Consider the following 26,909-nt stretch of genomic DNA (forward strand, 5'->3'; position numbering starts at 1 on the left):
GGGACGTGGTCAGGGGGACCGAGAAAGCCTGGTAATGTTCAACCCCGCCGGGAACGGAAAGCACGAAAGTGAATTCCTGCCCGGTGAACCCGGTCCAGCGGGTGGCAGAAACGGAAAATCGGATCTGCTAGGCTGGAAACACGAAATACCGAAGGGAAAGCCCGGAGGAAAACCCGAGAGGGTGAGTACGAAGGAAGCGTCCGTTCCTTGAGAACTCAACAGCGTGCCAAAAATCAACGCCAGATTAGTTGATACCCCGTCCATCTTCGGATGGCGAGGTTCCTTTGAAAGTCCTGCCGGCCCTTGTGGTTGGTAGGCGACATACACAGCGAGGACGCTGTGGACGGTCGGCCACATTCCGGCATGACCGTCCCGCTCAACGCGAGTGTCACCCGATTACGGGTAAACATTCACGGAGAGTTTGATCCTGGCTCAGGACGAACGCTGGCGGCGTGCTTAACACATGCAAGTCGAACGATGAAGCCCTTCGGGGTGGATTAGTGGCGAACGGGTGAGTAACACGTGGGCAATCTGCCCTTCACTCTGGGACAAGCCCTGGAAACGGGGTCTAATACCGGATAACACCGGCTTCCGCATGGGGGCTGGTTGAAAGCTCCGGCGGTGAAGGATGAGCCCGCGGCCTATCAGCTTGTTGGTGGGGTAATGGCCTACCAAGGCGACGACGGGTAGCCGGCCTGAGAGGGCGACCGGCCACACTGGGACTGAGACACGGCCCAGACTCCTACGGGAGGCAGCAGTGGGGAATATTGCACAATGGGCGAAAGCCTGATGCAGCGACGCCGCGTGAGGGATGACGGCCTTCGGGTTGTAAACCTCTTTCAGCAGGGAAGAAGCGAAAGTGACGGTACCTGCAGAAGAAGCGCCGGCTAACTACGTGCCAGCAGCCGCGGTAATACGTAGGGCGCAAGCGTTGTCCGGAATTATTGGGCGTAAAGAGCTCGTAGGCGGCTTGTCACGTCGGGTGTGAAAGCCCGGGGCTTAACCCCGGGTCTGCATCCGATACGGGCAGGCTAGAGTGTGGTAGGGGAGATCGGAATTCCTGGTGTAGCGGTGAAATGCGCAGATATCAGGAGGAACACCGGTGGCGAAGGCGGATCTCTGGGCCATTACTGACGCTGAGGAGCGAAAGCGTGGGGAGCGAACAGGATTAGATACCCTGGTAGTCCACGCCGTAAACGTTGGGAACTAGGTGTTGGCGACATTCCACGTCGTCGGTGCCGCAGCTAACGCATTAAGTTCCCCGCCTGGGGAGTACGGCCGCAAGGCTAAAACTCAAAGGAATTGACGGGGGCCCGCACAAGCAGCGGAGCATGTGGCTTAATTCGACGCAACGCGAAGAACCTTACCAAGGCTTGACATATACCGGAAAGCATTAGAGATAGTGCCCCCCTTGTGGTCGGTATACAGGTGGTGCATGGCTGTCGTCAGCTCGTGTCGTGAGATGTTGGGTTAAGTCCCGCAACGAGCGCAACCCTTGTCCTGTGTTGCCAGCATGCCCTTCGGGGTGATGGGGACTCACAGGAGACCGCCGGGGTCAACTCGGAGGAAGGTGGGGACGACGTCAAGTCATCATGCCCCTTATGTCTTGGGCTGCACACGTGCTACAATGGCCGGTACAAAGAGCTGCGATGCCGCGAGGCGGAGCGAATCTCAAAAAGCCGGTCTCAGTTCGGATTGGGGTCTGCAACTCGACCCCATGAAGTCGGAGTTGCTAGTAATCGCAGATCAGCATTGCTGCGGTGAATACGTTCCCGGGCCTTGTACACACCGCCCGTCACGTCACGAAAGTCGGTAACACCCGAAGCCGGTGGCCCAACCCCTTGTGGGAGGGAGCTGTCGAAGGTGGGACTGGCGATTGGGACGAAGTCGTAACAAGGTAGCCGTACCGGAAGGTGCGGCTGGATCACCTCCTTTCTAAGGAGCACAGTACCGATTGCAGGCAAACGTTCTGCACGGTCAGCTCATGGGTGGAACGTTGATTAGTTGGCGTGAGTGAACCTGATGGTTCTTCGAGTACTGCTTCGGCGTGGAAAGAAGGACACGGAGGGTGGCTCACGCTTGGCACGTTGTTGGGTGTCTGAGGGTACGGCCGGTTGGTCGTCCTTCAAGATTCCGGCCCCAGTAAAGCGTCACTTCGGTGGTGTGTGATGGGTGGCTGGTCGTTGTTTGAGAACTACACAGTGGACGCGAGCATCTGTGGCCAAGTTTTTAAGGGCGCACGGTGGATGCCTTGGCACCAGGAACCGATGAAGGACGTGGGAGGCCACGATAGTCCCCGGGGAGCCGTCAACCAGGCTTTGATCCGGGGGTTTCCGAATGGGGAAACCCGGCAGTCGTCATGGGCTGTCACCCATGCCTGAACACATAGGGCATGTGGAGGGAACGAGGGGAAGTGAAACATCTCAGTACCCTCAGGAAGAGAAAACAACCGTGATTCCGGGAGTAGTGGCGAGCGAAACCGGATGAGGCCAAACCGTATGCGTGTGATACCCGGCAGGGGTTGCGCATGCGGGGTTGTGGGATCTCTCTTTCACAGTCTGCCGGCTGTGAGGCGAGTCAGAAACCGTTGATGTAGGCGAAGGACATGCGAAAGGTCCGGCGTAGAGGGTAAGACCCCCGTAGCTGAAACATTGACGGCTCGTTTGAGAGACACCCAAGTAGCACGGGGCCCGAGAAATCCCGTGTGAATCTGGCGGGACCACCCGCTAAGCCTAAATATTCCCTGGTGACCGATAGCGGATAGTACCGTGAGGGAATGGTGAAAAGTACCGCGGGAGCGGAGTGAAATAGTACCTGAAACCGTGTGCCTACAAGCCGTGGGAGCGTCGGAGCCTTCGGGCTCTCGTGACTGCGTGCCTTTTGAAGAATGAGCCTGCGAGTTTGCGGTGCGTTGCGAGGTTAACCCGTGTGGGGAAGCCGTAGCGAAAGCGAGTCCGAATAGGGCGATTCAGTAGCGCGCTCAAGACCCGAAGCGGAGTGATCTAGCCATGGGCAGGTTGAAGCGGAGGTAAGACTTCGTGGAGGACCGAACCCACCAGGGTTGAAAACCTGGGGGATGACCTGTGGTTAGGGGTGAAAGGCCAATCAAACTCCGTGATAGCTGGTTCTCCCCGAAATGCATTTAGGTGCAGCGTCGTGTGTTTCTTGCCGGAGGTAGAGCACTGGATAGGCGATGGGCCCTACCGGGTTACTGACCTTAGCCAAACTCCGAATGCCGGTAAGTGAGAGCACGGCAGTGAGACTGTGGGGGATAAGCTCCATGGTCGAGAGGGAAACAGCCCAGAGCATCGACTAAGGCCCCTAAGCGTACGCTAAGTGGGAAAGGATGTGGAGTCGCAGAGACAACCAGGAGGTTGGCTTAGAAGCAGCCACCCTTGAAAGAGTGCGTAATAGCTCACTGGTCAAGTGATTCCGCGCCGACAATGTAGCGGGGCTCAAGCGTACCGCCGAAGTCGTGTCATTGCAGCGTTAAGCCCCAACGGGTGTTGTGATGGGTAGGGGAGCGTCGTGTGCCGGGTGAAGCAGCCGTGGAAGCGAGTTGTGGACGGTTCACGAGTGAGAATGCAGGCATGAGTAGCGATACACACGTGAGAAACGTGTGCGCCGATTGACTAAGGGTTCCTGGGTCAAGCTGATCTGCCCAGGGTAAGTCGGGACCTAAGGCGAGGCCGACAGGCGTAGTCGATGGACAACCGGTTGATATTCCGGTACCCGCTTTGAAACGCCCAATATCGAGCCCATTAATGCTAAGGCCGTGAAGCCGTTCCGGACCCTTCGGGGAATGGAAAGTGGTGGAGCCGTCGACCCAAGGTGGTAGTAGGTAAGCGATGGGGTGACGCAGGAAGGTAGTCCAGCCCGGGCGGTGGTTGTCCCGGGGTAAGGGTGTAGGCCGTGTGATAGGCAAATCCGTCACACATTAAGGCTGAGACCTGATGCCGAGCCGATTGTGGTGAAGTGGATGATCCTATGCTGTCGAGAAAAGCCTCTAGCGAGTTTCATGGCGGCCCGTACCCTAAACCGACTCAGGTGGTCAGGTAGAGAATACCGAGGCGTTCGGGTGAACTATGGTTAAGGAACTCGGCAAAATGCCCCCGTAACTTCGGGAGAAGGGGGGCCATCACTGGTGATCGGATTTACTCCGTGAGCTGGGGGTGGCCGCAGAGACCAGCGAGAAGCGACTGTTTACTAAAAACACAGGTCCGTGCGAAGCCGTAAGGCGATGTATACGGACTGACGCCTGCCCGGTGCTGGAACGTTAAGGGGACCGGTTAGCTCTGTTTCGACAGGGCGAAGCTGAGAACTTAAGCGCCAGTAAACGGCGGTGGTAACTATAACCATCCTAAGGTAGCGAAATTCCTTGTCGGGTAAGTTCCGACCTGCACGAATGGCGTAACGACTTCTCGACTGTCTCAACCATAGGCCCGGTGAAATTGCACTACGAGTAAAGATGCTCGTTTCGCGCAGCAGGACGGAAAGACCCCGGGACCTTTACTACAGTTTGATATTGGTGTTCGGTTCGGCTTGTGTAGGATAGGTGGGAGACTTTGAAGCCGTGACGCCAGTCATGGTGGAGTCGCCGTTGAAATACCACTCTGGTCGTGCTGGATGTCTAACCTCGGTCCGTGATCCGGATCAGGGACAGTGTCTGATGGGTAGTTTAACTGGGGCGGTTGCCTCCCAAAGGGTAACGGAGGCGCCCAAAGGTTCCCTCAGCCTGGTTGGCAATCAGGTGTTGAGTGTAAGTGCACAAGGGAGCTTGACTGTGAGACCGACGGGTCGAGCAGGGACGAAAGTCGGGACTAGTGATCCGGCGGTGGCTTGTGGAAGCGCCGTCGCTCAACGGATAAAAGGTACCCCGGGGATAACAGGCTGATCTTCCCCAAGAGTCCATATCGACGGGATGGTTTGGCACCTCGATGTCGGCTCGTCGCATCCTGGGGCTGGAGTCGGTCCCAAGGGTTGGGCTGTTCGCCCATTAAAGCGGTACGCGAGCTGGGTTTAGAACGTCGTGAGACAGTTCGGTCCCTATCCGCTGTGCGCGTAGGAATATTGAGAAGGGCTGTCCCTAGTACGAGAGGACCGGGACGGACGAACCTCTGGTGTGCCAGTTGTCCTGCCAAGGGCATGGCTGGTTGGCTACGTTCGGGAGGGATAACCGCTGAAAGCATCTAAGCGGGAAGCCTGCTTCGAGATGAGTATTCCCACCTCCTTGAGAGGGTAAGGCTCCCAGTAGACGACTGGGTTGATAGGCCGGATGTGGAAGCCCAGTAATGGGTGGAGCTGACCGGTACTAATAGGCCGAGGGCTTGTCCTCAGTTGCTCGCGTCCACTGTGTTAGTTCTGAAGCAATGAACTCCCTTTGCCGGTCGAGTTCAACTTCATAGTGTTTCGGTGGTCATAGCGTTAGGGAAACGCCCGGTTACATTCCGAACCCGGAAGCTAAGCCTTTCAGCGCCGATGGTACTGCAGGGGGGACCCTGTGGGAGAGTAGGACGCCGCCGAACAATCTTTAGCCTCAACCCCCGGACTTCGTCCGGGGGTTGAGGCATTTCTGCGTTCAGGGCCGGCCCGGCGCCCCCTGTGCAGCCGGGCGTGGTGGCTGAGGGTAAGGTCAGGGGGCATCGTCCGTACGTTCCCAGCAGGAGGCCCCCGGGTGGAGGTCCAGGAGACTCGCGTTCAGACCGACCGGGTCCTCACCATCCCCAACATTCTCAGCATGGCGCGTCTCGCCGGCGTGCCGCTGTTTCTGTGGTTGATTCTCCGTCCGGAGTTCGGTGGCCCCAACAGCGACGGCTGGGCGCTTCTCGTCCTGATGCTCAGCGGCGTCAGCGACTATCTCGACGGCAAACTGGCCCGGCGCTGGAACCAGATCAGCAACCTCGGCCGACTGCTCGATCCTGCCGCGGACCGGCTGTACATCCTGTCCACGCTCGTGGGTCTCACCTGGCGCGAGATCCTGCCGTGGTGGCTGACCGCCGCACTCCTGGCACGGGAGGCGATGCTGCTGGTGATGGTCGGAATCCTCCGCAGGCACGGCTACCCGCCGCCGCAGGTGAACTTCCTCGGCAAAGCTGCGACATTCAACCTGATGTACGCGTTCCCGTTGCTGCTTCTCAGTGACGGAACGGGCTGGCTTTCGTCACTCGCTGAAGTTTTCGGGTGGGCCTTCGCCGGATGGGGTACAACTCTGTATTGGTGGGCAGGGATCCTCTACGTGGTCCAGGTCCGTCGACTCGTGAAGGCGGATACCGAGGCCGATTGAGCCCGTCCGTCCTGTGCCGAGCAGCGTCGCCGGCAACATCGAGGACGTCCCAGGGCGACCGAGTGGACAGGTGAAGTCGGCAGGACCGTCGTCTCTTCAAGGAGGACGCTTCCGACATGAAGGCCGTCGTGATGGCCGGTGGCGAAGGAACCCGACTTCGCCCGATGACCTCGAGCATGCCCAAGCCTCTACTGCCGGTGGTGAACCGGCCGATCATGGAGCACGTCCTACGACTGCTCAAGAGGCACGGTCTCAACGAGACCGTCGTCACCGTGCAGTTTCTCGCCTCGCTCGTCAGGAACTACTTCGGCGACGGCGAGGAGCTCGGCATGGAGCTCACGTATGCCAACGAGGAAAAGCCACTCGGTACAGCGGGAAGTGTGAAGAACGCCGAGGAAGCGTTGAAGGACGACGCCTTCCTCGTCATCTCCGGTGACGCACTCACCGATTTCGACCTCACCGACCTCATCGCCTTCCACAAGGAGAAGGGCGCCCTCGTCACGGTCTGCCTGACCCGGGTCCCGAACCCGCTGGAATTCGGCATCACGATCGTCGACGAAGAGGGCAAGGTCGAGCGCTTCCTGGAGAAACCCACCTGGGGCCAGGTCTTCTCGGACACGGTGAACACGGGCATCTACGTGATGGAGCCCGAGGTCTTCGACTACGTCCAGGCGGACACCTCGGTCGACTGGTCGGGTGACGTCTTCCCGCAGCTGATGAAGGAGGGCAAGCCGATCTACGGCTATGTCGCCGAGGGCTACTGGGAGGACGTGGGCACCCACGAGAGTTATGTGAAGGCCCAGGCGGACGTCCTCGAGGGCAAGGTCCAGGTCGACATCGACGGTTTCGAGATCTCCCCGGGCGTATGGGTCTCCGAAGGCGCCGAGGTGCACCCCGACGCCGTGCTGCGCGGGCCCCTCTACATCGGCGACTACGCCAAGGTGGAGGCCGGCACCGAGATCCGCGAGCACACCGTCGTCGGCTCGAACGTCGTCGTGAAGAGCGGAGCCTTCCTGCACAAGGCCGTCGTCCACGACAACGTCTACGTCGGACAGCAGAGCAATCTGCGCGGCTGCGTGATCGGAAAGAACACCGACATCATGCGGGCCGCCCGGATCGAGGACGGAGCCGTCATCGGGGACGAGTGCCTGATCGGTGAGGAATCGATCGTGCAGGGCAACGTCCGCGTCTACCCGTTCAAGACGATCGAGGCAGGCGCCTTCGTCAACACCTCGGTCATCTGGGAGTCCCGCGGCCAGGCCCACCTCTTCGGGGCCCGCGGTGTCTCCGGCATCCTCAACGTGGAGATCACCCCGGAACTGGCCGTCCGGCTCGCGGGGGCGTACGCCACGACCCTGAAGAAGGGCTCGACCGTCACCACCGCCCGTGACCACTCGCGTGGCGCGCGGGCACTCAAACGAGCCGTGATCTCCGCGCTTCAGGCCAGCGCCATCGACGTACGGGACCTGGAGAACGTGCCGCTGCCGGTGGCACGGCAGCAGACCGCGCGGGGCAGCGCCGGCGGCATCATGGTCCGTACCTCGCCCGGCGTCCCCGACTCCGTCGACATCATGTTCTTCGACGAACGCGGAGCCGACCTCTCGCAGGGCGGCCAGCGCAAGCTCGACCGCGTGTTCGCGCGGCAGGAGTACCGGCGCGCGTTCCCCGGCGAGATCGGCGACCTCTCCTTCCCGGCCAGCGTCTTCGACTCGTACACCGGGTCCCTGCTGCGGAACGTCGACACCTCCGGGATCGCCGAGGCCGGGCTGAAGGTCGTCGTGGACGCGTCCAACGGCAGTGCCGGACTCGTCCTGCCCAGCCTCCTCGGGCGACTCCAGGTCGACTCGCTGACGATCAACCCCGGGCTCGACGAGTCCAGACCCACGGAGTCGGCCGAGAGCCGGCGGGCCGGGCTCGTCCGCCTCGGGGAGATCGTGGCCTCGGCGCGGGCCGCGTTCGGGGTGCGGTTCGACCCCGTCGGCGAACGGCTCTCGCTCGTGGACGAGCGGGGACGGATCATCGAGGACGACCGGGCCCTGCTCGTGATGCTGGACCTGGTGGCCGCCGAGCGGCGCTCGGGACGGGTCGCCCTGCCGGTCACCACCACCCGGATCGCCGAGCAGGTCGCCGCGTACCACGGCACGCAGGTGGAGTGGACGACCACCTCGCCGGACGACCTCACCCGGGTCGGTCGCGAGGAGTCGACGATCTTCGGCGGCGACGGGCGCGGCGGCTTCATCGTGCCCGAGTTCAGCAGCGTCTTCGACGGGGCCGCCGCCTTCGTGCGGCTCATCGGACTCGTCGCCCGGACCCAGCTCACGCTCAGCCAGATCGACGCGCGGATTCCGCGGGCGCACGTCCTCAAGCGGGACATCGCGACGCCGTGGGCCGTGAAGGGCCTCGTGATGCGCCGGGTCGTGGAGGCGGCGGGCAGCCGCTCCGTCGACACCACCGACGGCGTGCGGGTGGTCGAGGCCGACGGGCGCTGGGTGATGGTGCTGCCCGACCCCGCCGAGGCCGTCACCCATCTGTGGGCCGAGGGACCCGACGACGCCTCCGCCCAGGCCCTGCTCGACGAGTGGGCCGCGGTGGTCGACAGCGCAGGTAGCTGACCCGATCGGCCGGCCGGCGGGGAGCGCGCCACGGGCGCGTCCCCGCCGGCCGGGAGGGGCCATTCGGCGGTAGGCCGTGCGACGTGCGACGATGTGCGGCATGTCGCAGCAGCCCCCCGTTCGGAGCACCGGATCACCACCGCCGCGCCCGGACGCGTCGATGTCGCTGCTGAACAACGTGATAGACCACGCGCTCGACGACGGATACGCGGAGGCGACCGCCCGGCGGGCCGCCGAGGGCGCCGGTCTGCCCCGCAGCCTGCGGGCCAAGCTCGGCGTCGCCGCCGGCCTGCTGCTCGCCGCGGCCGTCGTGACCGTCGGCGCCGCGGAGGCACGGATCTCCGCGCCGGTCGTCGCCAAGGAGCGCCAGGACCTGATCGACCGGATCGAGGACGAGACGTCCTCGGCCGACCAGCTCGAGAAGGACGTCGAGCGGATCCGGTCCGAGGTCGGCGAGCGGCAGCGGGCGGCACTCCGGCAGCAGGGCGGCGGCCAGGCCGAGCTCCTGGGCCTGCTCTCGGGGGCGGCGCCCGTGCACGGACCCGGCGTGAAGCTGGTCGTCAACGACGCCAAGGACACCGAGAGCGGGGGAGGCGGACCGCGGGAGAGCAGCGGCTTCGCCGACACGGGCCGGGTGCGCGACCGGGACATGCAGCGGATCATCAACGGGCTCTGGGAGTCCGGCGCCGAGGCCGTCGCCATCAACGGCCAGCGGCTCACCTCGCTGTCCGCCATCCGGGCCGCGGGCGACGCCATACTGGTCGACAACAAGCCGCTGGTGCCGCCGTACACCATCCTCGCCATCGGGGACGGACAGCGGCTGAGCACCGCGTTCCAGGACAGCGCCGACGGGCAGTACCTGCACGCGCTGGTGGAGAACTTCGGGATCAGGAGCGGGATCACGGCCGAGGGCGACGTCAGTCTGCCGGCCGCGCCGAGCCTGACCGTACGTACCGCAGAGCCGAGGGGGGCCGGGGCGGCGACGCCGTCCGGTCGGGCCACGGCCGACACAGGGAAGGGCACATCGTGATCGCCGTACTGGGCCTGATCGTCGGAGTCGTGGTCGGACTGTTGGTCCGACCCGAAGTCCCGGCGGTGGTGGAGCCCTATCTCCCGATCGCCGTGGTCGCCGCCCTCGACGCGGTCTTCGGCGGCCTCCGGGCCATGCTCGACGGGATCTTCGTCGACAAGGTCTTCGTGGTCTCGTTCCTGTCGAACGTGGTCGTGGCCGCGCTGATCGTCTTCCTCGGCGACAAGCTGGGCGTCGGCGCGCAGCTGTCGACCGGCGTCGTCGTCGTGCTCGGCATCCGCATCTTCTCCAACGCGGCCGCCATCCGGCGCCACGTCTTCCGGGCGTGAGGCCGATGAGCGAGTACCCCGAGAACCCGGAGAACCCGAGGAACCCCTCCGACCCCGGGAACGCGGAGAACCCCGCGCGTCCCGCCGACGCGGGGAACGCGGGGAGTCCCGCCGGGCCCCCGCAGCGGCCCGAGGCGCCCCGCGCTCCCGAGGGCGCGCCGCACCCCGGCGTCGGCCTCGGGAAGCCGACGGGCACCAGGACGCCGCAGGGCGCGGGCGCCGCCGCGCGTGGCGGCGCCCCGGGGGAGCCCGAGGAGTCCGCCGACTCCGTCCACGACACCGGCGCCGACCACGACGTCCGGGTGGCCGTGCCGCCGGTCGACCCCGGCGCCGAGCCGAGCGGGCGCCGGCGGCTCGGCTCCGCGCTGTGGCCGCCGCGGGTGACCCGGGCCCAGCTCGTCGTCGCGCTCCTGCTGTTCGTCCTCGGTCTCGGCCTGGCCATCCAGGTCTCCTCCACCAGCGAGAACAGCGCCCTGCGCGGGGCCCGCCAGGAGGACCTGGTGCGGATCCTCGACGAGCTCGACGACCGCACCCAGCGGCTGGAGGACGAGAAGGCCCGGCTGGAGAAGCAGCGCACCGAGCTGGAGTCGAGCTCGGACCAGGCCGAGGAGGCGCGCAGGCAGACCCAGGAGCGGGAGCAGCAGCTCGGCATCCTCGCCGGCACGGTCGCCGCGGAGGGCCCCGGCATCACGCTGACCGTCGGCGACCCGAGCGGGGCCGTCGAGTCGGACATGCTGCTCGACGCCATCCAGGAGCTGCGTGCGGCGGGCGCCGAGGCCATCCAGGTCAACGGTGTGCGGGTGGTCGCGGACAGCTATTTCACCGGTGGCGGTGATGACATGCGAATCGATGGAACGAAGGTGACCGCTCCGTACGTCTTCAAGGTCATCGGCAAGCCGGAGGATCTCGAGCCCGCGCTCAACATCCCCGGCGGTGTCGTGCAGACCCTGGAGAAGGAGCAGGCCACGGCCACGGTGGAGCGGTCGGCGAAGATCGTCGTCGACGCCTTGCGACCGGCGAAGCGGCCTGACTACGCTCAGTCGTCCTCGCAGTGAGAGGGAGACACAGGGGGTCCCGCGACATGGGCACGACGTTGCGGGGGGTCGGCGCACCACATCGGTGGTGCGTGGTGGAAACTGTCCGGGGGATACGGACGTTGTGAAGGTGTCCGGGTCGGCAGGTGTGATGGATTTCGGTTCGTCCTGCCCCACGGGCGGGTCTGTTTCGGTCAAGGGGAATCGCCCGTGAGTTTTTTTGCGAAGTTGTTCGGCAAGAGCGGACGCGAGGACGGCGGTAACGCCAAGCACCGCGCGTCGCGCCACGCCCAGAGCGAGGAGCAGGGCGGCGAGCGCCCGCTGTTCCGCGACGAGGTCGGTGGCCAGGGCGGTGAGGCTCCGGGCGCGTACGGCGCGTCGTCTGTTGACCCCGCCGGGGCCGCCCGCATAGGTTTCGGAGAACCATCAACCTCAAGTACGGGTGGAGGGTTTACCCCCGATCCGTACGCGACACAGACCTCGGCGGGGCAGCCGCGGCAGGAGGATGCGTCCATGCCGGTGTGTACGAGGTGCGGTCACCGCAACGCGGCCGACAGCCGTTTCTGCTCCCACTGCGGTACGCCGCTGCGGGGCGGAGTCGCACCCGAGCGGGCTTCCGAGACGACGTCCACGATCTCCATCTCGGGTCTGGAGGCCTACGACGCGGAGGTCACCGGTCAGACCCAGCTGCCCTCGCTCTCTCCCGAGGCGCTGGCGGCCGTCGAGGCCCTGCCGCTCGGTTCCGCGCTCCTCGTGGTGCGTCGCGGGCCGAACTCCGGCAGCCGGTTCCTGCTCGACGGTGAGCTGACGACGGCCGGCCGCCACCCGCAGAGCGACATCTTCCTGGACGACTTCACGGTCTCCCGTCGCCATGTCGAGTTCCGGCGGGCCCAGGACGGCAGCTTCACCGTCTCGGACGTCGGCAGCCTCAACGGCACCTACGTCAACCGCGAGCCGATCGACTCGGTCGTTCTGTCGAACGGCGACGAGGTGCAGATCGGCAAGTACCGCCTGGTCTTCTACTCGAGCCAGCGGGGCGTGTAGCGCCTCGGAGAAGCCTTCAGGGAAGGTCCATGCTGCGAACACCGACGGGCGGTGCCGGATCCGGCACCGCCGCCGCGGGCGACCGGCTGGTCAGCATCGGCACGGTGCTGAACCAGCTGCGCGACGAATTTCCCGAAGTGACGATCTCCAAGATCCGGTTCCTGGAGGCCGAGGGGCTCGTGGAGCCCCGGCGCACGGCCTCCGGGTACCGGAAGTTCAGCCCGCAGGACGTCGAGCGGCTCGCTCAGATCCTGCGGATGCAGCGGGACCACTATCTTCCGCTGAAGGTCATCCGCGAGCACCTCGACGCCCTCGCCCGGGGCGAGCAGGTGAGGCTGCCGGCTCCCGGCCGGAGGCGCGACCTCGTCGAAGGGGCCTGGGAGCAGGACGCCGAGCCCCCCACCGCGGCGCGGATCGGGCGGGCGGAACTGCTGGCGGCCGCCGAGGTCACCGAGGCGGAGCTGCTCGAGTGGGAGTCGTACGGCCTGATCACCGAGTCGGACGGCGGCGGCTACGACCCGGAGTCCGTGACCGTCGCGCGGCTGGTCGCGGATCTGGGCCGCTTCGGCCTCGAACCCCGGCACCTGCGGGCCGTGAAGGCCGCCGCGGACCGGGAGGCGGGGCTGATCGAGCAGGTCGTCGCGCCGCTGCGCCGGCATCGCAACCCGCAGACCAGGGCCCATGCCGAGGCCACCGCCCAGGAGCTCGCCGCACAGTCGGTGCGGCTGCACGCGGCCCTGGTGCGGAGCGCGCTGGGGATCCGGCCGCAGTGAGCCCGTTCGGGCTCTCCGGGGCGTGATCCGGGCCGGTTCGTACCCGGCTCGGGGCGGGTTCGTGCCGTGCTCGGGAGGGGCCCGACTATCCAAACCGGTCGGGCACGTCCTAGGGTTGCTGTGTGAACGAGCTCGACGTTGTGGGTGTCCGGGTGGAAATGCCCTCCAACCAGCCGATCGTGCTCCTGCGTGAAGTGGGAGGCGATCGGTACCTCCCCATCTGGATCGGACCGGGTGAGGCGACCGCGATCGCCTTCGCCCAGCAGGGGATGGCCCCGCCGCGGCCGCTGACGCACGACCTGTTCAAGGACGTGCTGGAGGCCGTGGGTCAGGAACTCACCGAAGTCCGCATCACGGATCTGCGTGACGGGGTCTTCTACGCCGAACTGGTCTTCGCCAGCGGCGTCGAGGTGAGCGCGCGGCCTTCGGACGCGATAGCACTGGCCCTGCGGACCGGAACGCCGATCTACGGCAGTGACGGTGTGCTGGACGACGCCGGTATCGCGATTCCGGACGAGCAGGAGGACGAGGTGGAGAAGTTCCGCGAGTTCCTCGACCAGATCTCACCGGAGGATTTCGGGACCAACAGCCAGTGAGTCGTAGCGGCGCGGCCACGGGCCGTTCGCGGGGCGACGTCAGCGCATTCGGTTAGCCTTTCCCCGGCGAGAGGGTCGGGAAACCACCCTCAGGGTGATTATCACTCGGCGTGCCGAGTGTGGCGATCGTTGACGCACCCCGAGTGACTGCCTACCTTCGTGTGGGCAGGTCAAGGACGGAGGGTCGGCGTGATGAGCAGCGCGGACGGTACGGCAGGGAGCTCGCTCGGACGTGTGTCCGGGGAGAGCGGCCCGTACCCGCTTCACGGCAGTGTCGGCGACTTCGGTACGGAGACCGGTGGGGGCCCCGGGGGCGCCTCCGGCGGCCCGGACGCGGCGAGCGAGAAGGTCGGCTACCGCGGACCCACGGCCTGCGCCGCGGCCGGTATCACCTATCGCCAGCTGGACTACTGGGCTCGTACCGGCCTCGTGGAGCCGAGCGTGCGGCCGGCTTACGGCTCGGGGACCCAGCGGCTCTACAGCTTCCGCGACGTCGTCGTGCTGAAGATCGTCAAGCGGTTCCTGGACACCGGGGTCGCCCTCCAGAACATCCGGGCCGCCGTGCAGCACCTGCGGGCGCGGGGCTTTCGCGACCTGGAGCGGATGACCCTGATGAGCGACGGTGCCACGGTCTACGAGTGCTCCTCGCCGGACGAGGTCGTCGACCTGCTCCAGGGCGGCCAGGGCGTCTTCGGCATCGCCGTGGGCGTGGTCTGGCGGGACGTCGAGGCGGCGCTGTCGCAGCTGCACGGGGAGCGGGTCGACACGGGCGAGACGCTCGTGGGGCACAACCCGGGGGACGAACTGGCGCGCAGGCGGCGGGACAGGGCGGTCTGAGGCCCGCGGGGCCCGTCGCGGCCTTTCCCGGCCCGGCCCCGAACCCCGGGGCTCCGAGATCGGGCCTGGCCCGCGGTGGGGCTTCGAGGATCGCTTCCGGCCCGTGGTGGGGCTTGAAGGTCGCCGCCCCCGCCCCGGGTGGGGCTTCGAGGACGGCTCACGGCGCCGGTGGGGCTCCGAGGACGGCCCTGGTCCCTCCACGGTGTTGCGGGGCCCGTTGTCAGTGGTGTGAGGCAGCATCGGAGCTGTGAGAGCCGCGCCCACCATCCTCCATCTCGACATGGACGCCTTCTTCGCCGCCGCCGAGCAGGCGTCGAAGCCCAGCCTGCGCGGAAAGCCCGTGGTCGTCGGCGGCCTCGGGCCCCGGGGCGTGGTCGCCACCGCCTCCTACGAGGCGCGCCGCTTCGGAGTCCACTCGGCCATGCCCATGGGTCAGGCGCGGCGGCTCGCGCCGAACGCGGCCTACCTCGTGCCCCGCTTCTCCTTCTACCGGTCCATCAGCGAGCAGGTCATGGAGCTGCTGGGCCGGCTCTCGCCGCTCGTGGAGCCGCTCAGCCTCGACGAGGCCTTCGTGGACCTGGAGGCCGGGGGAGCGGCCCACGACAGCGCGAGCGCCCGCACGGCCGGCGAGCGGCTGCGGGTCGACATCCTGGCGACGACGGGGCTCACCGGGTCCGTGGGGCTCGCGGGATCCAAGATGATCGCGAAGATCGCCTCCGAGGAGGCGAAGCCCGACGGCCTCGTCCTGATCGAACCCGGGACCGAGCGGGAGCTCCTGGCCCCGCGGTCGGTGCGGATCCTGCCGGGGGTGGGTCCGGCGACCGGGGAGCACCTGCGGCGTGCCGGGATGACCACCGTGTCCGATCTGGCGGAGGCGGGCGAGGACGAGCTCGTACGACTGCTCGGGCGGGCGCACGGGGCCTCGCTGTACCGGATGGCCCGGGGGTTCGACGATCGGCCCGTGGTGGCCGAGCGGGACGCCAAGTCGGTCTCCGTCGAGGACACCTTCGACGTCGACCTGCACGACCGGGTGCGGATCAGGGTCGAGGTCGAACGGCTCGCGGAGCGGTGCGTGGGGAGGCTGCGGGCCTCCGGCCACTCCGGGCGGACCATCGTCCTGAAGGTGCGGCGCTTCGACTTCTCCACGCTGACGCGGTCCGAGACGCTCCGGGGGCCCACGGACGATCCGGTGGTGGTGCGGGAGGCCGCGGGGCGGCTGCTGGAGGCGGTGGACACCACCGGGGGCGTCCGGCTGCTCGGGGTCGGGGTGAGCGGACTCGCCGACTACACGCAGGAGGACCTCTTCGCGCAGGCGGAGGCGGAGGTCGCCGCGGCCTCGGTGGAGGCGGGGGGCGGGGTGGCGGCGGTCCCCGTCGACTCGGGTGGGGACGCCCCCTCGACCGCCGGTGAGGGAGGGGCCGACGAGCGCGCCGTCCGGCACTGGGCCCCGGGGCACGACGTCCGGCACGCCGTGTACGGCGCGGGGTGGGTGCAGGGCAGCGGGGTCGGGCGGGTCACGGTGCGGTTCGAGGAACCGGGGTCGAAGCCCGGGAGGGTGCGGACCTTCGCCGTGGACGATCCCGAGCTGGAGCCGGGGGAGGCGCTGCCGCTGGTGGAGGGCGAGGGATAGGAGGAGCCTCGGGCTGCGGGACTGCGGGACTGCGGGACTGCGGGGCTGCGGCTGCTCCTAGGGGCGCGGGGCCGCGGCTCTGCGGGACCACCGCCGGACCGTGCGGTGCCGGGCTTCGGGCGGCGTGCTCCCGGGAGGGGGCCGGCGTCCACGGGCGCCCTCGTGGTGGCCCGGCGGCCCGTCGGCCGCCGGGTGCGCGCGGCGAGGCCGCCGCGGTGGTCTACTGACCCGCCAGGCGGCCGAAGTCGGTGTCCGGGCTGTCGGTCGGGGGCGGGGGGAGCGCGAGGCTGTAGTGGCGGTAGAGCTGCAGCTCCTGTTCCGGGGAGAGGTGGCGCCCCACGCCGAAGTCGGGGGCGTCCTTGATGAGGGCCCGCTCGTACGGGATGTGGAGGCCGTTGTCGATCAGTTCGCTCGGTTCGAGCGGGACGAAGGCGTCCCGGCTGAACAGGCCGGTGCGGACGGCCGCCCATTCCGGGATGCCGGTCGCGTCGTCCAGGTACACCTCGTCCACGGTGCCGATCTTGTGTCCGTTCCGGTCGTACGCCTTGCGGCCGATCAGGCTGCGCGGATCGATATCGGTCTGCACGGTCCCTCCAACAGGTCGCAACTGCTCTGCACCCACCCCTACACCCCTACGAAAGTGCACAACTGGGATGTCGGCCACTTGAGCGATGGAAGCCGGAACCTCGCTGGTAGGCTGGGTGTGGCTGGCGACCCCGTGCGGGAGAGTCCCCCGGAGATCACTTCCGGTGGGCGCCGAAGGAGCAAATCCTCCCCGGAATCTCTCAGGCCCCTGTACCGCGCGGACGAGGTCACTCTGGAAAGCAGAGCGGTGTCCCACGGCACGCGCTCTCACCGACGGTGAAAGCCGGTGTGCCGTGAGGCGGGCCGGTGAAACTCTCAGGTTGAGATGACAGAGGGGGAGGCCGTCCGGGTACCCGCGCCGTGGTGCCCCTCGCAGGTCGTGACGACCAGGAGGCCTCCGTACATGACCGCCAACCGCATTCCGCTCTCCGAACTCGAACAGGGCATCCCGTTCGAGCAGCGGCACATCGGGCCCGACGCCGAGGCGCGCGCCAAGATGCTCGCCCAGGTCGGTTACGGCTCGCTCGACGAGCTCACGGCCGCCGCGGTGCCGGACGTCATCAAGAACACCGAGGCGCTGGCCCTGCCGGCCGCGCGCACGGAGGCCGAGGTGCTCGCCGAGCTGCGGGCGCTCGCCGACCGCAACCAGGTCCTCGCGCCGATGATCGGCCTCGGCTACTACGGCACCTTCACGCCGCCGGTGATCCTCCGGAACGTGATGGAGAACCCCGCCTGGTACACGGCGTACACGCCCTACCAGCCGGAGATCTCGCAGGGGCGCCTCGAGGCCCTGCTGAACTTCCAGACCGTCGTCGCCGACCTGACCGGGCTGCCCACCTCCGGCGCCTCGCTGCTCGACGAGGGCACCGCCGCCGCCGAGGCCATGGCGCTCGCCCGGCGCGTCGGCAAGGTCAAGAACGGCGTCTTCCTGATCGACGCGGACGCCCTGCCGCAGACGATCGCCGTCATCGAGACCCGCGCCGAGCCGACCGGCGTCGAGGTCGTCGTCGCCGACCTCAGCGAGGGCATCCCGGCCGAGGTCGCCGAGCGCGGCGTCTTCGGCGTGCTGCTCCAGTACCCCGGCGCCTCCGGCGCCGTCCGCGACATCAAGCCGCTGATCGACGCCGCCCACGAGCTCGGCGCGATCGTCACCGTCGCCGCCGACCTCCTCGCGCTCACCCTGCTCACCTCGCCCGGCGAGCTCGGCGCCGACATCGCCGTCGGCACCACCCAGCGCTTCGGCGTCCCGATGGGCTTCGGCGGTCCGCACGCCGGCTACATGGCCGTCCAGGACAAGCACGCGCGCTCGCTGCCCGGCCGCCTCGTGGGCGTCTCCGTCGACGCCGACGGCAACCGTGCCTACCGCCTGGCCCTGCAGACCCGCGAGCAGCACATCCGCCGCGAGAAGGCCACCAGCAACATCTGCACCGCCCAGGTGCTGCTCGCCGTCATGGCCGGCATGTACGCCGTCTACCACGGCCCCGAGGGCCTCCAGGGCATCGCGCGCCGCACCCACCGGTACGCCGCGATCCTCGCCGCCGGCCTCACCGCGGGCGGCGTCGAGCTGACCCAGGGCGCCTTCTTCGACACCCTCACCGCCCGCGTGCCCGGCAAGGCCGACACGGTCGTGGCCGCGGCCCGCGAGGCCGGTGTGAACCTCCACCGCGTCGACGCCGACCACGTCTCCATGTCCTGCGACGAGACCACCGGCCGCGCCCAGCTCACCGCCGTGTGGGGCGCCTTCGGCGTGACCGCCGACATCGAGGCCCTGGACGCCGCCACCGAGGACACCCTGCCCTCCGGTCTGCTCCGCTCCGACGCGTTCATGACCCACCCGGTCTTCCACGCGCACCGGTCCGAGACCTCGATGCTGCGCTACCTGCGCAAGCTCGCCGACCGCGACTACGCGCTCGACCGCGGCATGATCCCGCTCGGCTCCTGCACCATGAAGCTGAACGCGACGACCGAGATGGAGTCGGTGACCTGGCCCGAGTTCGGCCAGATGCACCCCTTCGCCCCGGTCGAGCAGGCCCAGGGCTACGTCACGCTCATCACCGAGCTGGAGGAGCGCCTCGCCGAGGTCACCGGCTACGACAAGGTGTCGATCCAGCCGAACGCCGGATCGCAGGGCGAGCTGGCCGGCCTGCTGGCCGTCCGCGCCTACCACCGCGCCAACGGCGACGAGCAGCGCACCGTGTGCCTCATCCCGTCCTCCGCGCACGGCACCAACGCCGCCTCCGCGGTGATGGCCGGCATGAAGGTCGTCGTCGTCAAGACCGCCGACGACGGCGAGGTCGACGTCGCGGACCTGCGCGCCAAGATCGAGCAGTACCGCGACGAGCTGTCCGTGCTCATGATCACCTACCCGTCGACGCACGGCGTCTTCGAGGAGCACGTCGCCGACATCTGCGCCGAGGTCCACGAGGCCGGCGGCCAGGTGTACGTCGACGGCGCCAACCTCAACGCGCTGGTCGGCCTCGCCAAGCCCGGCCACTTCGGCGGCGACGTCTCGCACCTGAACCTGCACAAGACCTTCTGCATCCCGCACGGCGGCGGCGGCCCCGGCGTCGGCCCGGTCGGCGTCCGCGCGCACCTGGCCCCGTACCTGCCGAACCACCCGCTCCAGCCCACCGCGGGCCCGGAGACCGGCGTGGGCCCGATCTCGGCCGCCCCGTGGGGCTCCGCGGGCATCCTGCCGATCTCGTGGTCGTACGTGCGCCTCATGGGCGGCGAGGGCCTCAAGCGGGCCACCCAGGTCGCCGTCCTCGCGGCGAACTACATCGCCAAGCGCCTGGAGCCGCACTTCCCGGTGCTCTACACCGGTCCGGCCGGACTGGTCGCCCACGAGTGCATCGTGGACCTGCGCCCGCTGTCCAAGGCCACCGGCGTCACGGTCGACGACATCGCCAAGCGCCTGATCGACTACGGCTTCCACGCGCCGACGATGTCGTTCCCGGTGGCCGGCACGCTGATGATCGAGCCCACCGAGTCCGAGGACCTGGCCGAGCTCGACCGCTTCTGCGACACGATGATCGCGATCCGCGCCGAGATCGAGAAGGTCGCCGGGGGCCAGTGGCCCGCCGACGACAACCCGCTGCGCAACGCCCCGCACACCGCGGCGGCGCTGGGCGGCGAGTGGAACCACGCGTACACCCGCGACGAGGCCGTCTTCCCGGCCGGCGTCTCGGCCGCCGACAAGTACTGGCCGCCGGTCCGCCGCATCGACGGCGCGTTCGGCGACCGGAACCTGGTCTGCTCCTGCCCGCCGCTGGACGAGTACGACAACTGATCACGGGCCCGGCCGGGTACGGCGGCCGGGCATGCGAACGAGGGCCGGTTCGGAGGAGTCTCCGGGCCGGCCCTCGGCGTCGCGCGGTCCCCTCAGGCGGCGGTCGTCACCTGGCCCGCCGACAACGGCCGGTGCGGGGCGATGATCTGCCCGTCCGGCAGCAGTTCCCCGGTGTCCTCGAAGAGCAGGACGCCGTTGCACAGCAGGCTCCAGCCCTGCTCCGGGTGGTGTGCCGTCAGTCGGGCCGCCTCACGGTCGGCGGATTCGGCAGTGGGACAGGCAGGCTGGTGCTGGCACATGGGTGGGTTCTTTCGCTGCGTCGTAGTGGATGTCCTGCGGCTCTTCGCGCTCATCGCCGCCCCCGTCGGTCGGTTCGGTTCCGATCCCAGTCTTGCCCCATGGACGGTCTTCCGCAGGGATTTCGCGGCAGCTCGTCCTTTCCTGGGAAGACGCATCACCCGCAGGGGCGGTTCAGGTCAACTGCACCGTCTCTTTGGGTGGTTCGGAGTGGTCCCAGTGGGCTAGTCCGTCCGGGAGGGGTGTTCGGGCGCGGTGTTCGGGCCGGAACGTCGGACAGCAGTGCGCCCCGTGACCCGGGCGGGGGTCACGGGGCGGCGACGCTCGTGCGGTGGATCAGGCGGGCGCCGCCGAGCCCAGCAGGGGCGGCGGCGCGAGGCGGGTGCTGAGCACGGGCAGGAGGTCGGCGACCTGGTACGGGCGGTGGGCCGCGATCCCCGGCGGGGCGGGCGCGAGCGGCACCATCAGGTCCGCCGCGCCCGGACCGCCGGCGGCTCCGTCCGCCTCCGGGTCGGCGTGCAGCCAGAGGGTCAGCATGTAGAGCTCCGGTACCGAGAGCAGCCGCGGCTGGTACGGGCCGGGCAGTGCCTCGGCCTGGTGCAGCGCCCGCTCCGTCGCGGTGACGTACGGCCCCTCGAAGAAGTGCGAGAAGGACCAGCCGTCCGGGGTCATCATGGTGTCCGCGGCGGCGATGGTCCGGCCCCCGTTCCTGATGAGGAAGCGCCAGCCGGCGAGGCGGGTGCGGGGGGCCTGCCCGGGTGTCCCGGCGACGCCGAGCACGTGGACGGGCAGGGGGAGTTCGGGGCTCAGCGGTCCCTGCGCGGCCCGCAGGGCGGGCGTTCGCGGCTCGCGGACGGCTGTCGGCGAGCCGAGGGCCGCGAGGACGCTGCGGAGGGCCGGCGCAGGGGCCGGGGAGGGTCGGAGCATGGTGGGTCGCCTCTCGCTCAGGAGACACGGTGACGCGTGGGCAGGTACGACGGCGCTGTCGGCGGCGGGGCCAGAGGAGTGCCATGTGGCCATGACCGGGCGCCAACACTCTGCCTCGTCCGCGGAGTTTATACGACACGTGTTCACGGAGTGTTTCCGCTAGACGTCGGCGATATTCCTGGCAAGGCTTCATCAGGCCGTAAAACAGCGGCTGCGGAAGCGGAATCCACGGGTATCAGTGCCCCCACCTGCGTATTCCTCGCGAAGTCGGACGGCCGAATTGACTCCCCGGGTTGGGGGACAATAGGACATTGGTATATGTCGATTGTTCCGTGCCATCGGGATGTGACGGAGGGGTGCTGCATCCAGCCTATCCTCCGGCGGCCCTCCTCCGCAGGCGTTGTGGATCAGCGCGCTGGGCATATGGTCCGAGACGCGCGGCCCCCTGACGGCCGCCCACACGTGGAGGGACGCTTCGATGGGGGAGAAGGTCGTGGCCGACGGGTTCGGCCCGTCCGACCGGCAGCAGTACCGGAGAAAGCTCCAGCAGTGCCTCGCGGGGCTCGCGAGGCTGCTGGCGGAGAAGAGGTTCGACCGTCCCCGCAATCTCATGGGAGTGGAGATCGAACTCAATCTCGCCGGTGCCGACGGACTGCCCCGCATGCTGAACGGACCGGTTCTGGAAAAGATCGCGAGCGCCGATTTCCAGACGGAACTCGGATTGTTCAACCTCGAAGTGAACATCGCGCCCCACCAGCTCGACGGGCGCGTATTCGACCGGCTCGCCGAGGAGATCGGCACCGGAATCGGATACGCCGACCGCAAGGCCGCGGAACTGGACGCGGGCGTCGTCATGATCGGCATACTGCCGACCCTGACGCAGGACGACCTGGTCCCGGAGAACCTCTCGGCGGCGGACCGCTACACCCTCCTCAACGACCAGATCCTCGCCGCCAGGGGCGAGGAGTTCACCCTGGACATCCACGGGGTCGAACGGCTCCTCTGCACCTCGGAGTCGATCGTGCCCGAGGCGGCCTGCACCTCGGTGCAGCTCCACCTCCAGGTGACACCGGCCCGCTTCGCCGCCGTGTGGAACGCGGCGCAGGCGGTGTCCGGCGTGCAGATCGCGCTCGGCGCCAACGCTCCCTTCGTCTTCGGGCGCGAGCTGTGGCGCGAGTCCCGGCCCCCGCTCTTCACCCAGGCCACCGACACCCGCCCGCCGGAACTCCAGGCACAGGGCGTGCGGCCGCGCACCTGGTTCGGCGAGCGGTGGGTGGACTCGGTGTACGACCTCTTCGAGGAGAACCTGCGCTACTTCCCCGCGCTGCTGCCGATCTGCGACGAGGAGGACCCGCTGCTCGTCCTCGACGGGGGCGGCGTCCCGCGGCTCCAGGAACTCGTCCTGCACAACGGCACGGTCTACCGCTGGAACCGGCCGGTGTACGGCTGGGTCGACGGCGTCCCGCACCTGCGCGTCGAGAACCGGGTCCTGCCGGCCGGGCCGACCGTCACCGACGTCATCGCCAACGCGGCCTTCTACTACGGGCTCGTCCGCTCCCTCGCCGACGACCCGCGGCCCGTGTGGAAGCGGATGGCCTTCGAGGACGCGGAGGCCAACTTCGACACGGCCTGCCGGCACGGCATCGAGGCGGAACTGCGCTGGCCCCGGTCGGGACGGGCCGGCGGCGTCGCGACCGTCCCCGCGGTGCGGCTGGTCCTCGACGAGCTGCTGCCGCTCGCCGCGGCCGGACTCGACGCCTGGCACATCGAACCGGCCGACCGGGACTTCTACCTCGGGGTGATCGAGCAGCGGTGCCTGCGGAAGGTGAACGGGGCCTCGTGGCAGGCCGACACCTTCCACCGGGCGCTGGAGTCGGGGCTCGACCGGGAGGCGGCGCTCGCCGCGACCACCCGCCGCTACCGGACCCTCATGCACGCGGGCGAGCCGGTGCACACCTGGCCGGTCGGGATCGACTGAGCGCGGCGCCCGGGGTCGCGGGCCGCGGCGGTGGCCGGTCATGGCACAGTGATCGGGATGCCGCCCGATCGGCGTCGGTCCGCGACCGGGAAGTGGAGACAGGTGTGGTGTCGGTGCAACGAGTCGGTGACGCTTCCCTGCCCCCCGACGGACTGTCGCGCCCGGTGCTGCGCAACGAGACGCTCATCGTCCTCGCGCTCTCGCTCGGCGCCAGCGCCCTGTCCTCCCTCATCAGCTTCGTCGGCTCGCTGACGAAGTCCGGTGCGCTGAAGGAGCAGGCGGCCACCCTCAACGGCTCGTACGCGCCGGGGCGGCCGTGGCTGGACCTGTCCTGGCAGCTCTTCGGGATCGCGTCGGCCCTGGTGCCGGTCCTGCTGGTCGCCCATCTGCTGCTCCGGGAGGGTTCGGGACTGCGCGCCATCGGCTTCGACCGGACGCGGCCCTGGCCCGACCTCGGGCGCGGGGCGCTGGTCGCGGCGGGCATCGGCAGCGCGGGCCTCGCCTTCTACCTGGCGGCGCGGGCGACCGGCTTCAACCTCACCGTGGTGCCCGAGTCGCTGCCCGACGTGTGGTGGAAGTACCCGGTGCTGATCCTGTCGGCGATCCAGAACTCCGTGCTGGAGGAGGTCATCGTCGTCGGCTACCTGCTGCGCAGGCTGGGGCAGTTGGGGTGGACGCCGATGGCCGCGCTGGTGGCGAGTTCGGTGCTGCGCGGCTCGTACCACCTCTACCAGGGGATCGGCGGCTTCATCGGCAACGTAGTGATGGGCGTGGTCTTCGTCCTGCTGTACCGGCGGTGGGGTCGGGTCGGGCCGCTGGTGGTGGCGCACGCGCTGCTCGACATCGTGGCCTTCGTCGGCTACGGGCTGCTCGCGGGCAAGGTGGGCTGGCTGCCGACCGTGTGAGGGGCCCGGCCGGGCCGCCGGCGGGACGTGAGGGGCGTACGGGTTCTCCGTACGCCCCTCACGCGTTCCGCCGCGGGCGTCAGGCGTGCAGTTCGCCCTCGATGACGGTGACCGCGTGGCCGTTCAGGAGCGTGCGGTCGCCGCGCAGTCGGGTGCGGACGATGCCGGTGCGGGCGCCGCCCTGCAGCCCGACCAGGTCGTCGCGGCCGAAGCGGGCCGACCAGAAGGGGGCGAGCGCGGTGTGGGCGCTGCCGGTCACCGGGTCCTCGTCGATGCCGACGGCGGGGAAGAAGCCGCGGGAGACGAAGTCGTGGCCGCTGCCGGGGTCCTGGGCGGCGGCGGTGGTGATGACGCCCCGGGTCGACAGCGCCTTGAGGGCGGCGAGGTCCGGGGCGAGGCCCCGCACGGTGGGCTCGTCGCGCAGCTCGACGACGAGGTCGCCGATGTGCTCGGCCGTGTCGTGGACGGCGACGACCTCGGCGCCGAGGGCCTTCTCCAGTCCGTCGGGGACGGCGACGGGGGTCAGGGAGGAGGTCGGGAAGTCCAGCGTGACGGTGCCGTCGGTCTCGGTGGTGGCGCCGAGGACGCCGCAGCGCGCCGCGAAGCGGACGGCGCCGCTCGCCGTGCCCGTGGAGTGCAGGACGTGGGCGGTGGCCAGGGTGGCGTGGCCGCACATGTCGACCTCGGTGGTGGGGGTGAACCAGCGCAGGGCCCAGTCGGCCACGCCGCCGGCGGGCAGCGGGTGGGCGAAGGCCGTCTCGGAGAGGTTGACCTCGGCGGCGACCCGCTGGAGCCAGGCGTCGTCCGGGAAGGCGTCCAGGAGCAGGACTCCGGCGGGGTTGCCGGAGAAGGGCCGGTCGGTGAAGGCGTCGACGATGCGGATCTTCATGGCGCCGACCGTACCGGGGCCGGAATCGGGCGGGCCAAGGCCAATCGCGGACGACTGGACCGGATCACGGACACCTGGACCGGACGGCCGCGCGCCGGCACTGCGCGCGCCGCCGCGTCCGTGACCTGGGCGGATCGTGCGCGCGGCCCGGCGGACCGCAGGCGCCGGGGGGCCCGGGGCGGCCGGGCGCGGCTCCGGGTCGGGCGCCGATGCTTGTCAGCCGAACAGTTCCGATATATCGTTGAGACATCGCGACAGTTCAGCGAGTGAATCCCGATGGAAGGAGCGTTGCGATGCGTTCACATGGACACGAATACGGAAACGGACGCGGGGCCGGCCGTGGAGGCTTCGGCCCCGGCCCCCGCGGTGACTTCGAGGGGCGGCGCGCGGCCTTCGGCCCCTTCGGGCCGGGCTTCGGCGGCGGAGGCCCCTTCGGGGGCGGACGCGGTCACGGCGGCGGTCGGGGACGGGCGCGGCGCGGCGACGTGCGCGCCTCGATCCTGGCGCTCCTCAAGGACCGCCCGATGCACGGCTACGAGATGATCAGGGAGATCGGCGAGCGCAGCGACGGGGCCTGGCGGCCCAGTCCCGGCTCCGTCTACCCCACCCTCCAGATGCTGGAGGACGAGGGCCTGATCGTCAGCGAGAGTGAGGGCGGCAAGAAGCTGTTCACGCTCACCGACACCGGACGGGCCGAGGCCGACGGCGGGCCCGAGGCGCCCTGGCAGGACGCCGGGCGCGGGGTCGACTGGGAGGCCATGAACGAGATCCGCCAGGCCGGCTTCGGCTTGATGGAGGCGTTCGGGCAGGTCTGGAAGGCCGGCAGCGCCGAGCAGCGCAAGAAGGCGGTCGGCGTGATCAACGAGGCCCGCAAGAAGCTGTACCTGATCCTCGCCGACGAGGACTGACCGGTGCCCGGTGGGACCGGAGTCGGCCGAAGGGCCCCGCGGCACCCGCCGCGGGGCCCTTCTCGGGTGTACGGGATGTCCTTCTCAGGCCACCAGGCCCGAGAGCTTGCGCAGCGACTCGGTCAGGGCGGCCGTCGCCGAGTCCCTGAGCTTGCCCGCCATCAGGGAGACCGCCGCGCCGGTGAACTCGCCGTCGATCCGGACCGCGGTGGCGTCCCCGTCCGCCGCGAGCGAGTAGCGGGTGGTGACCAGCACGCCCATCGGGCCCTTGCCCTTGATCGCGAAGGCGCGCTCGGACTCCAGCTCCTCGACCGTCCAGAGCACCTCCGCGGGGAAGCCCATCAGCTTCATGTTCTCGGTGAAGGTGGCGCCCTCCTCCAGGGTCGCCGGACCGCCGTTCGGGAAGTCGGTGTGGGTGGCGTTCCACTCGCCGTACGAGGGGAAGTCCATGAGCTGGGCCCAGACCTTTCCGGCCGGTGCCTCGATCCGTGCCTCCGCGCTGACTTCGGCCATGAGACCACCCCTTCACGCGTGCCTGCTGGGTTCCGGTGTCGCGGAACGTAGCCGGAGGACCGTGAACATTCAATACTGATGAACCGTCAGTTCTGCGGCGGCCGGACCCGCCCCGCCGCCGACCCACCAGATCTCGGAGGCGTCGAACCGGTCGGAGGCGCGAGGTCCCCCGGCCTCCTCGTGGTGGTGGAAGGCCGCCCAGAACAGATCGGCCGGCAGGGCGTCCCGGGGCGCGTACACCCGGTAGACGTACTGCCGCCCGTCGCGCGCGGGCAGGGCCACCATCCAGAACACGACCGGAGGACGTGGGCGGCGCGCCCCGTGGTTGCGTCGGGGGCGCGGGGCAAGGCGGCGCGCGCCCCGGGCGGTCGACGCGCGCGATCTCATCCGTAAGGAGGAGGAACCGTGCACGCGTGCCCGACTCCGGTGGGATGCGGACATGCTTCTCCC

The 26,909-nt window shown here is 68.6% G+C and carries 20 protein-coding genes, 3 rRNA genes and 1 riboswitch; of the genes, 17 read left to right on the forward strand and 6 right to left on the reverse strand.

Going from position 1 to position 26,909, the window contains the following annotated elements; genetic code table 11:
• The first annotated feature begins 409 nt into the window (after positions 1-409).
• The 13 genes from ACY0MR_RS30240 to ACY0MR_RS30300 all read left to right on the forward strand — a co-directional run bounded on the left by ACY0MR_RS30240 (position 410) and on the right by ACY0MR_RS30300 (position 16,168).
• Positions 410-1,935 (forward strand): 16S ribosomal RNA (locus ACY0MR_RS30240).
• 284 nt (positions 1,936-2,219) lie between these two features.
• Positions 2,220-5,335, forward strand: a 23S ribosomal RNA gene (locus ACY0MR_RS30245).
• A 73-nt stretch (positions 5,336-5,408) separates the two neighbouring features.
• A 5S ribosomal RNA gene (gene rrf / locus ACY0MR_RS30250) occupies positions 5,409-5,525 on the forward strand.
• Together the 16S, 23S and 5S rRNA genes form the textbook arrangement of a ribosomal RNA operon.
• 149 nt (positions 5,526-5,674) lie before the next feature.
• Positions 5,675-6,283: a CDP-alcohol phosphatidyltransferase family protein gene (locus ACY0MR_RS30255; RefSeq protein ID WP_056555572.1), complete on the forward strand. Its 609-nt coding sequence runs from the start codon at positions 5,675-5,677 to the stop codon at positions 6,281-6,283.
• Positions 6,284-6,399: 116 nt separating this feature from the next.
• The gene (locus ACY0MR_RS30260; protein WP_388805472.1) at positions 6,400-8,895 is read left to right on the forward strand and encodes a sugar phosphate nucleotidyltransferase; all 2,496 of its coding nucleotides are present in this window, start codon (positions 6,400-6,402) and stop codon (positions 8,893-8,895) included.
• Between the two features lie 100 nt (positions 8,896-8,995).
• Positions 8,996-9,925: a DUF881 domain-containing protein gene (locus ACY0MR_RS30265; protein WP_473556438.1), complete on the forward strand. Its 930-nt coding sequence runs from the start codon at positions 8,996-8,998 to the stop codon at positions 9,923-9,925.
• A complete protein-coding gene (locus tag ACY0MR_RS30270) occupies positions 9,922-10,254 on the forward strand; it encodes a small basic family protein (protein WP_015032176.1) in 333 nt (110 codons plus the stop codon). The genes ACY0MR_RS30265 and ACY0MR_RS30270 overlap by 4 nt, the downstream gene beginning before the upstream one ends.
• A 5-nt stretch (positions 10,255-10,259) precedes the next feature.
• Complete coding sequence (locus tag ACY0MR_RS30275; protein ID WP_473556442.1) at positions 10,260-11,309, forward strand: DUF881 domain-containing protein; 1,050 nt, start codon at positions 10,260-10,262, stop codon at positions 11,307-11,309.
• Positions 11,310-11,369: 60 nt separating this feature from the next.
• The gene (locus ACY0MR_RS30280) at positions 11,370-12,332 is read left to right on the forward strand and encodes an FHA domain-containing protein (RefSeq protein WP_404086188.1); all 963 of its coding nucleotides are present in this window, start codon (positions 11,370-11,372) and stop codon (positions 12,330-12,332) included.
• Between the two features lie 29 nt (positions 12,333-12,361).
• Positions 12,362-13,105 carry a transcriptional regulator FtsR gene (gene ftsR / locus ACY0MR_RS30285; protein ID WP_473556444.1) on the forward strand — a complete coding sequence of 248 codons (744 nt, stop codon included), beginning with the start codon at positions 12,362-12,364 and terminating at the stop codon, positions 13,103-13,105.
• A gap of 122 nt (positions 13,106-13,227) precedes the next feature.
• Entirely contained in the window at positions 13,228-13,701 is a 474-nt protein-coding gene (locus ACY0MR_RS30290; protein ID WP_015032172.1) for a bifunctional nuclease family protein, read from the forward strand.
• Between the two features lie 192 nt (positions 13,702-13,893).
• Entirely contained in the window at positions 13,894-14,538 is a 645-nt protein-coding gene (gene bldO, locus ACY0MR_RS30295; RefSeq protein ID WP_361859013.1) for a whiB transcriptional repressor BldO, read from the forward strand.
• A 247-nt stretch (positions 14,539-14,785) separates the two neighbouring features.
• Positions 14,786-16,168: a DNA polymerase IV gene (locus tag ACY0MR_RS30300; RefSeq protein ID WP_473556447.1), complete on the forward strand. Its 1,383-nt coding sequence runs from the start codon at positions 14,786-14,788 to the stop codon at positions 16,166-16,168.
• Between the two features lie 220 nt (positions 16,169-16,388).
• Here the strand turns inward: ACY0MR_RS30300 and ACY0MR_RS30305 are convergent, their stop codons facing one another.
• Positions 16,389-16,754, reverse strand: a complete 366-nt coding sequence (locus ACY0MR_RS30305; RefSeq protein WP_388805456.1) for a PRC-barrel domain-containing protein — start codon at positions 16,752-16,754, stop codon at positions 16,389-16,391.
• A gap of 125 nt (positions 16,755-16,879) precedes the next feature.
• Positions 16,880-16,979, forward strand: a riboswitch (glycine riboswitch).
• A gap of 177 nt (positions 16,980-17,156) precedes the next feature.
• Between ACY0MR_RS30305 and gcvP the strand changes: the two genes are divergently transcribed.
• Entirely contained in the window at positions 17,157-20,042 is a 2,886-nt protein-coding gene (gcvP, locus tag ACY0MR_RS30310) for an aminomethyl-transferring glycine dehydrogenase (RefSeq protein WP_388805453.1), read from the forward strand.
• Positions 20,043-20,134: 92 nt separating this feature from the next.
• Here the strand turns inward: gcvP and ACY0MR_RS30315 are convergent, their stop codons facing one another.
• Complete coding sequence (locus ACY0MR_RS30315) at positions 20,135-20,341, reverse strand: DUF5999 family protein (protein WP_361859001.1); 207 nt, start codon at positions 20,339-20,341, stop codon at positions 20,135-20,137.
• Between the two features lie 334 nt (positions 20,342-20,675).
• Positions 20,676-21,266 (reverse strand): hypothetical protein, encoded by a 591-nt coding sequence (locus tag ACY0MR_RS30320; protein WP_388805450.1) that lies wholly within the window; start codon positions 21,264-21,266, stop codon positions 20,676-20,678.
• 478 nt (positions 21,267-21,744) lie between these two features.
• On the opposite strand from ACY0MR_RS30320, the gene ACY0MR_RS30325 reads away from it, so the two are divergent.
• Both ACY0MR_RS30325 and ACY0MR_RS30330 read left to right on the forward strand, forming a co-directional pair.
• Positions 21,745-23,244: a glutamate-cysteine ligase family protein gene (locus tag ACY0MR_RS30325; protein WP_388805447.1), complete on the forward strand. Its 1,500-nt coding sequence runs from the start codon at positions 21,745-21,747 to the stop codon at positions 23,242-23,244.
• A gap of 113 nt (positions 23,245-23,357) precedes the next feature.
• Positions 23,358-24,149, forward strand: coding sequence for a CPBP family intramembrane glutamic endopeptidase (locus tag ACY0MR_RS30330; protein WP_392862752.1), 792 nt, complete (start codon positions 23,358-23,360; stop codon positions 24,147-24,149).
• Between the two features lie 79 nt (positions 24,150-24,228).
• Here the strand turns inward: ACY0MR_RS30330 and ACY0MR_RS30335 are convergent, their stop codons facing one another.
• Positions 24,229-25,038: a PhzF family phenazine biosynthesis protein gene (locus ACY0MR_RS30335; protein WP_404086030.1), complete on the reverse strand. Its 810-nt coding sequence runs from the start codon at positions 25,036-25,038 to the stop codon at positions 24,229-24,231.
• A 293-nt stretch (positions 25,039-25,331) separates the two neighbouring features.
• Between ACY0MR_RS30335 and ACY0MR_RS30340 the strand changes: the two genes are divergently transcribed.
• The gene (locus ACY0MR_RS30340) at positions 25,332-25,946 is read left to right on the forward strand and encodes a PadR family transcriptional regulator (protein WP_473556452.1); all 615 of its coding nucleotides are present in this window, start codon (positions 25,332-25,334) and stop codon (positions 25,944-25,946) included.
• An 84-nt stretch (positions 25,947-26,030) separates the two neighbouring features.
• Here ACY0MR_RS30340 and ACY0MR_RS30345 read toward each other — a convergent pair whose 3' ends face one another.
• Complete coding sequence (locus ACY0MR_RS30345; protein WP_388805436.1) at positions 26,031-26,459, reverse strand: type II toxin-antitoxin system Rv0910 family toxin; 429 nt, start codon at positions 26,457-26,459, stop codon at positions 26,031-26,033.
• Positions 26,460-26,528: 69 nt separating this feature from the next.
• Complete coding sequence (locus ACY0MR_RS30350; protein ID WP_388805433.1) at positions 26,529-26,753, reverse strand: hypothetical protein; 225 nt, start codon at positions 26,751-26,753, stop codon at positions 26,529-26,531.
• Positions 26,754-26,909: the final 156 nt, after the last annotated feature.

It is taken from the genome of Streptomyces sp. JN8 (assembly GCF_055808075.1).

Coding starts and splice junctions, on each gene's coding strand:
- ACY0MR_RS30260 (WP_388805472.1), top strand. CDS start 6,400: ATGAAGGCCGTCGTGATGGCCGGTGGCGAAGGAACCCGACTTCGCCCG.
- ACY0MR_RS30265 (WP_473556438.1), top strand. CDS start 8,996: ATGTCGCAGCAGCCCCCCGTTCGGAGCACCGGATCACCACCGCCGCGC.
- ACY0MR_RS30275 (WP_473556442.1), top strand. CDS start 10,260: ATGAGCGAGTACCCCGAGAACCCGGAGAACCCGAGGAACCCCTCCGAC.
- ftsR (WP_473556444.1), top strand. CDS start 12,362: ATGCTGCGAACACCGACGGGCGGTGCCGGATCCGGCACCGCCGCCGCG.
- bldO (WP_361859013.1), top strand. CDS start 13,894: ATGAGCAGCGCGGACGGTACGGCAGGGAGCTCGCTCGGACGTGTGTCC.
- gcvP (WP_388805453.1), top strand. CDS start 17,157: ATGACCGCCAACCGCATTCCGCTCTCCGAACTCGAACAGGGCATCCCG.
- ACY0MR_RS30315 (WP_361859001.1), bottom strand. CDS start 20,341: ATGTGCCAGCACCAGCCTGCCTGTCCCACTGCCGAATCCGCCGACCGT.
- ACY0MR_RS30320 (WP_388805450.1), bottom strand. CDS start 21,266: ATGCTCCGACCCTCCCCGGCCCCTGCGCCGGCCCTCCGCAGCGTCCTC.
- ACY0MR_RS30325 (WP_388805447.1), top strand. CDS start 21,745: ATGGGGGAGAAGGTCGTGGCCGACGGGTTCGGCCCGTCCGACCGGCAG.
- ACY0MR_RS30335 (WP_404086030.1), bottom strand. CDS start 25,038: ATGAAGATCCGCATCGTCGACGCCTTCACCGACCGGCCCTTCTCCGGC.
- ACY0MR_RS30340 (WP_473556452.1), top strand. CDS start 25,332: ATGCGTTCACATGGACACGAATACGGAAACGGACGCGGGGCCGGCCGT.
- ACY0MR_RS30345 (WP_388805436.1), bottom strand. CDS start 26,459: ATGGCCGAAGTCAGCGCGGAGGCACGGATCGAGGCACCGGCCGGAAAG.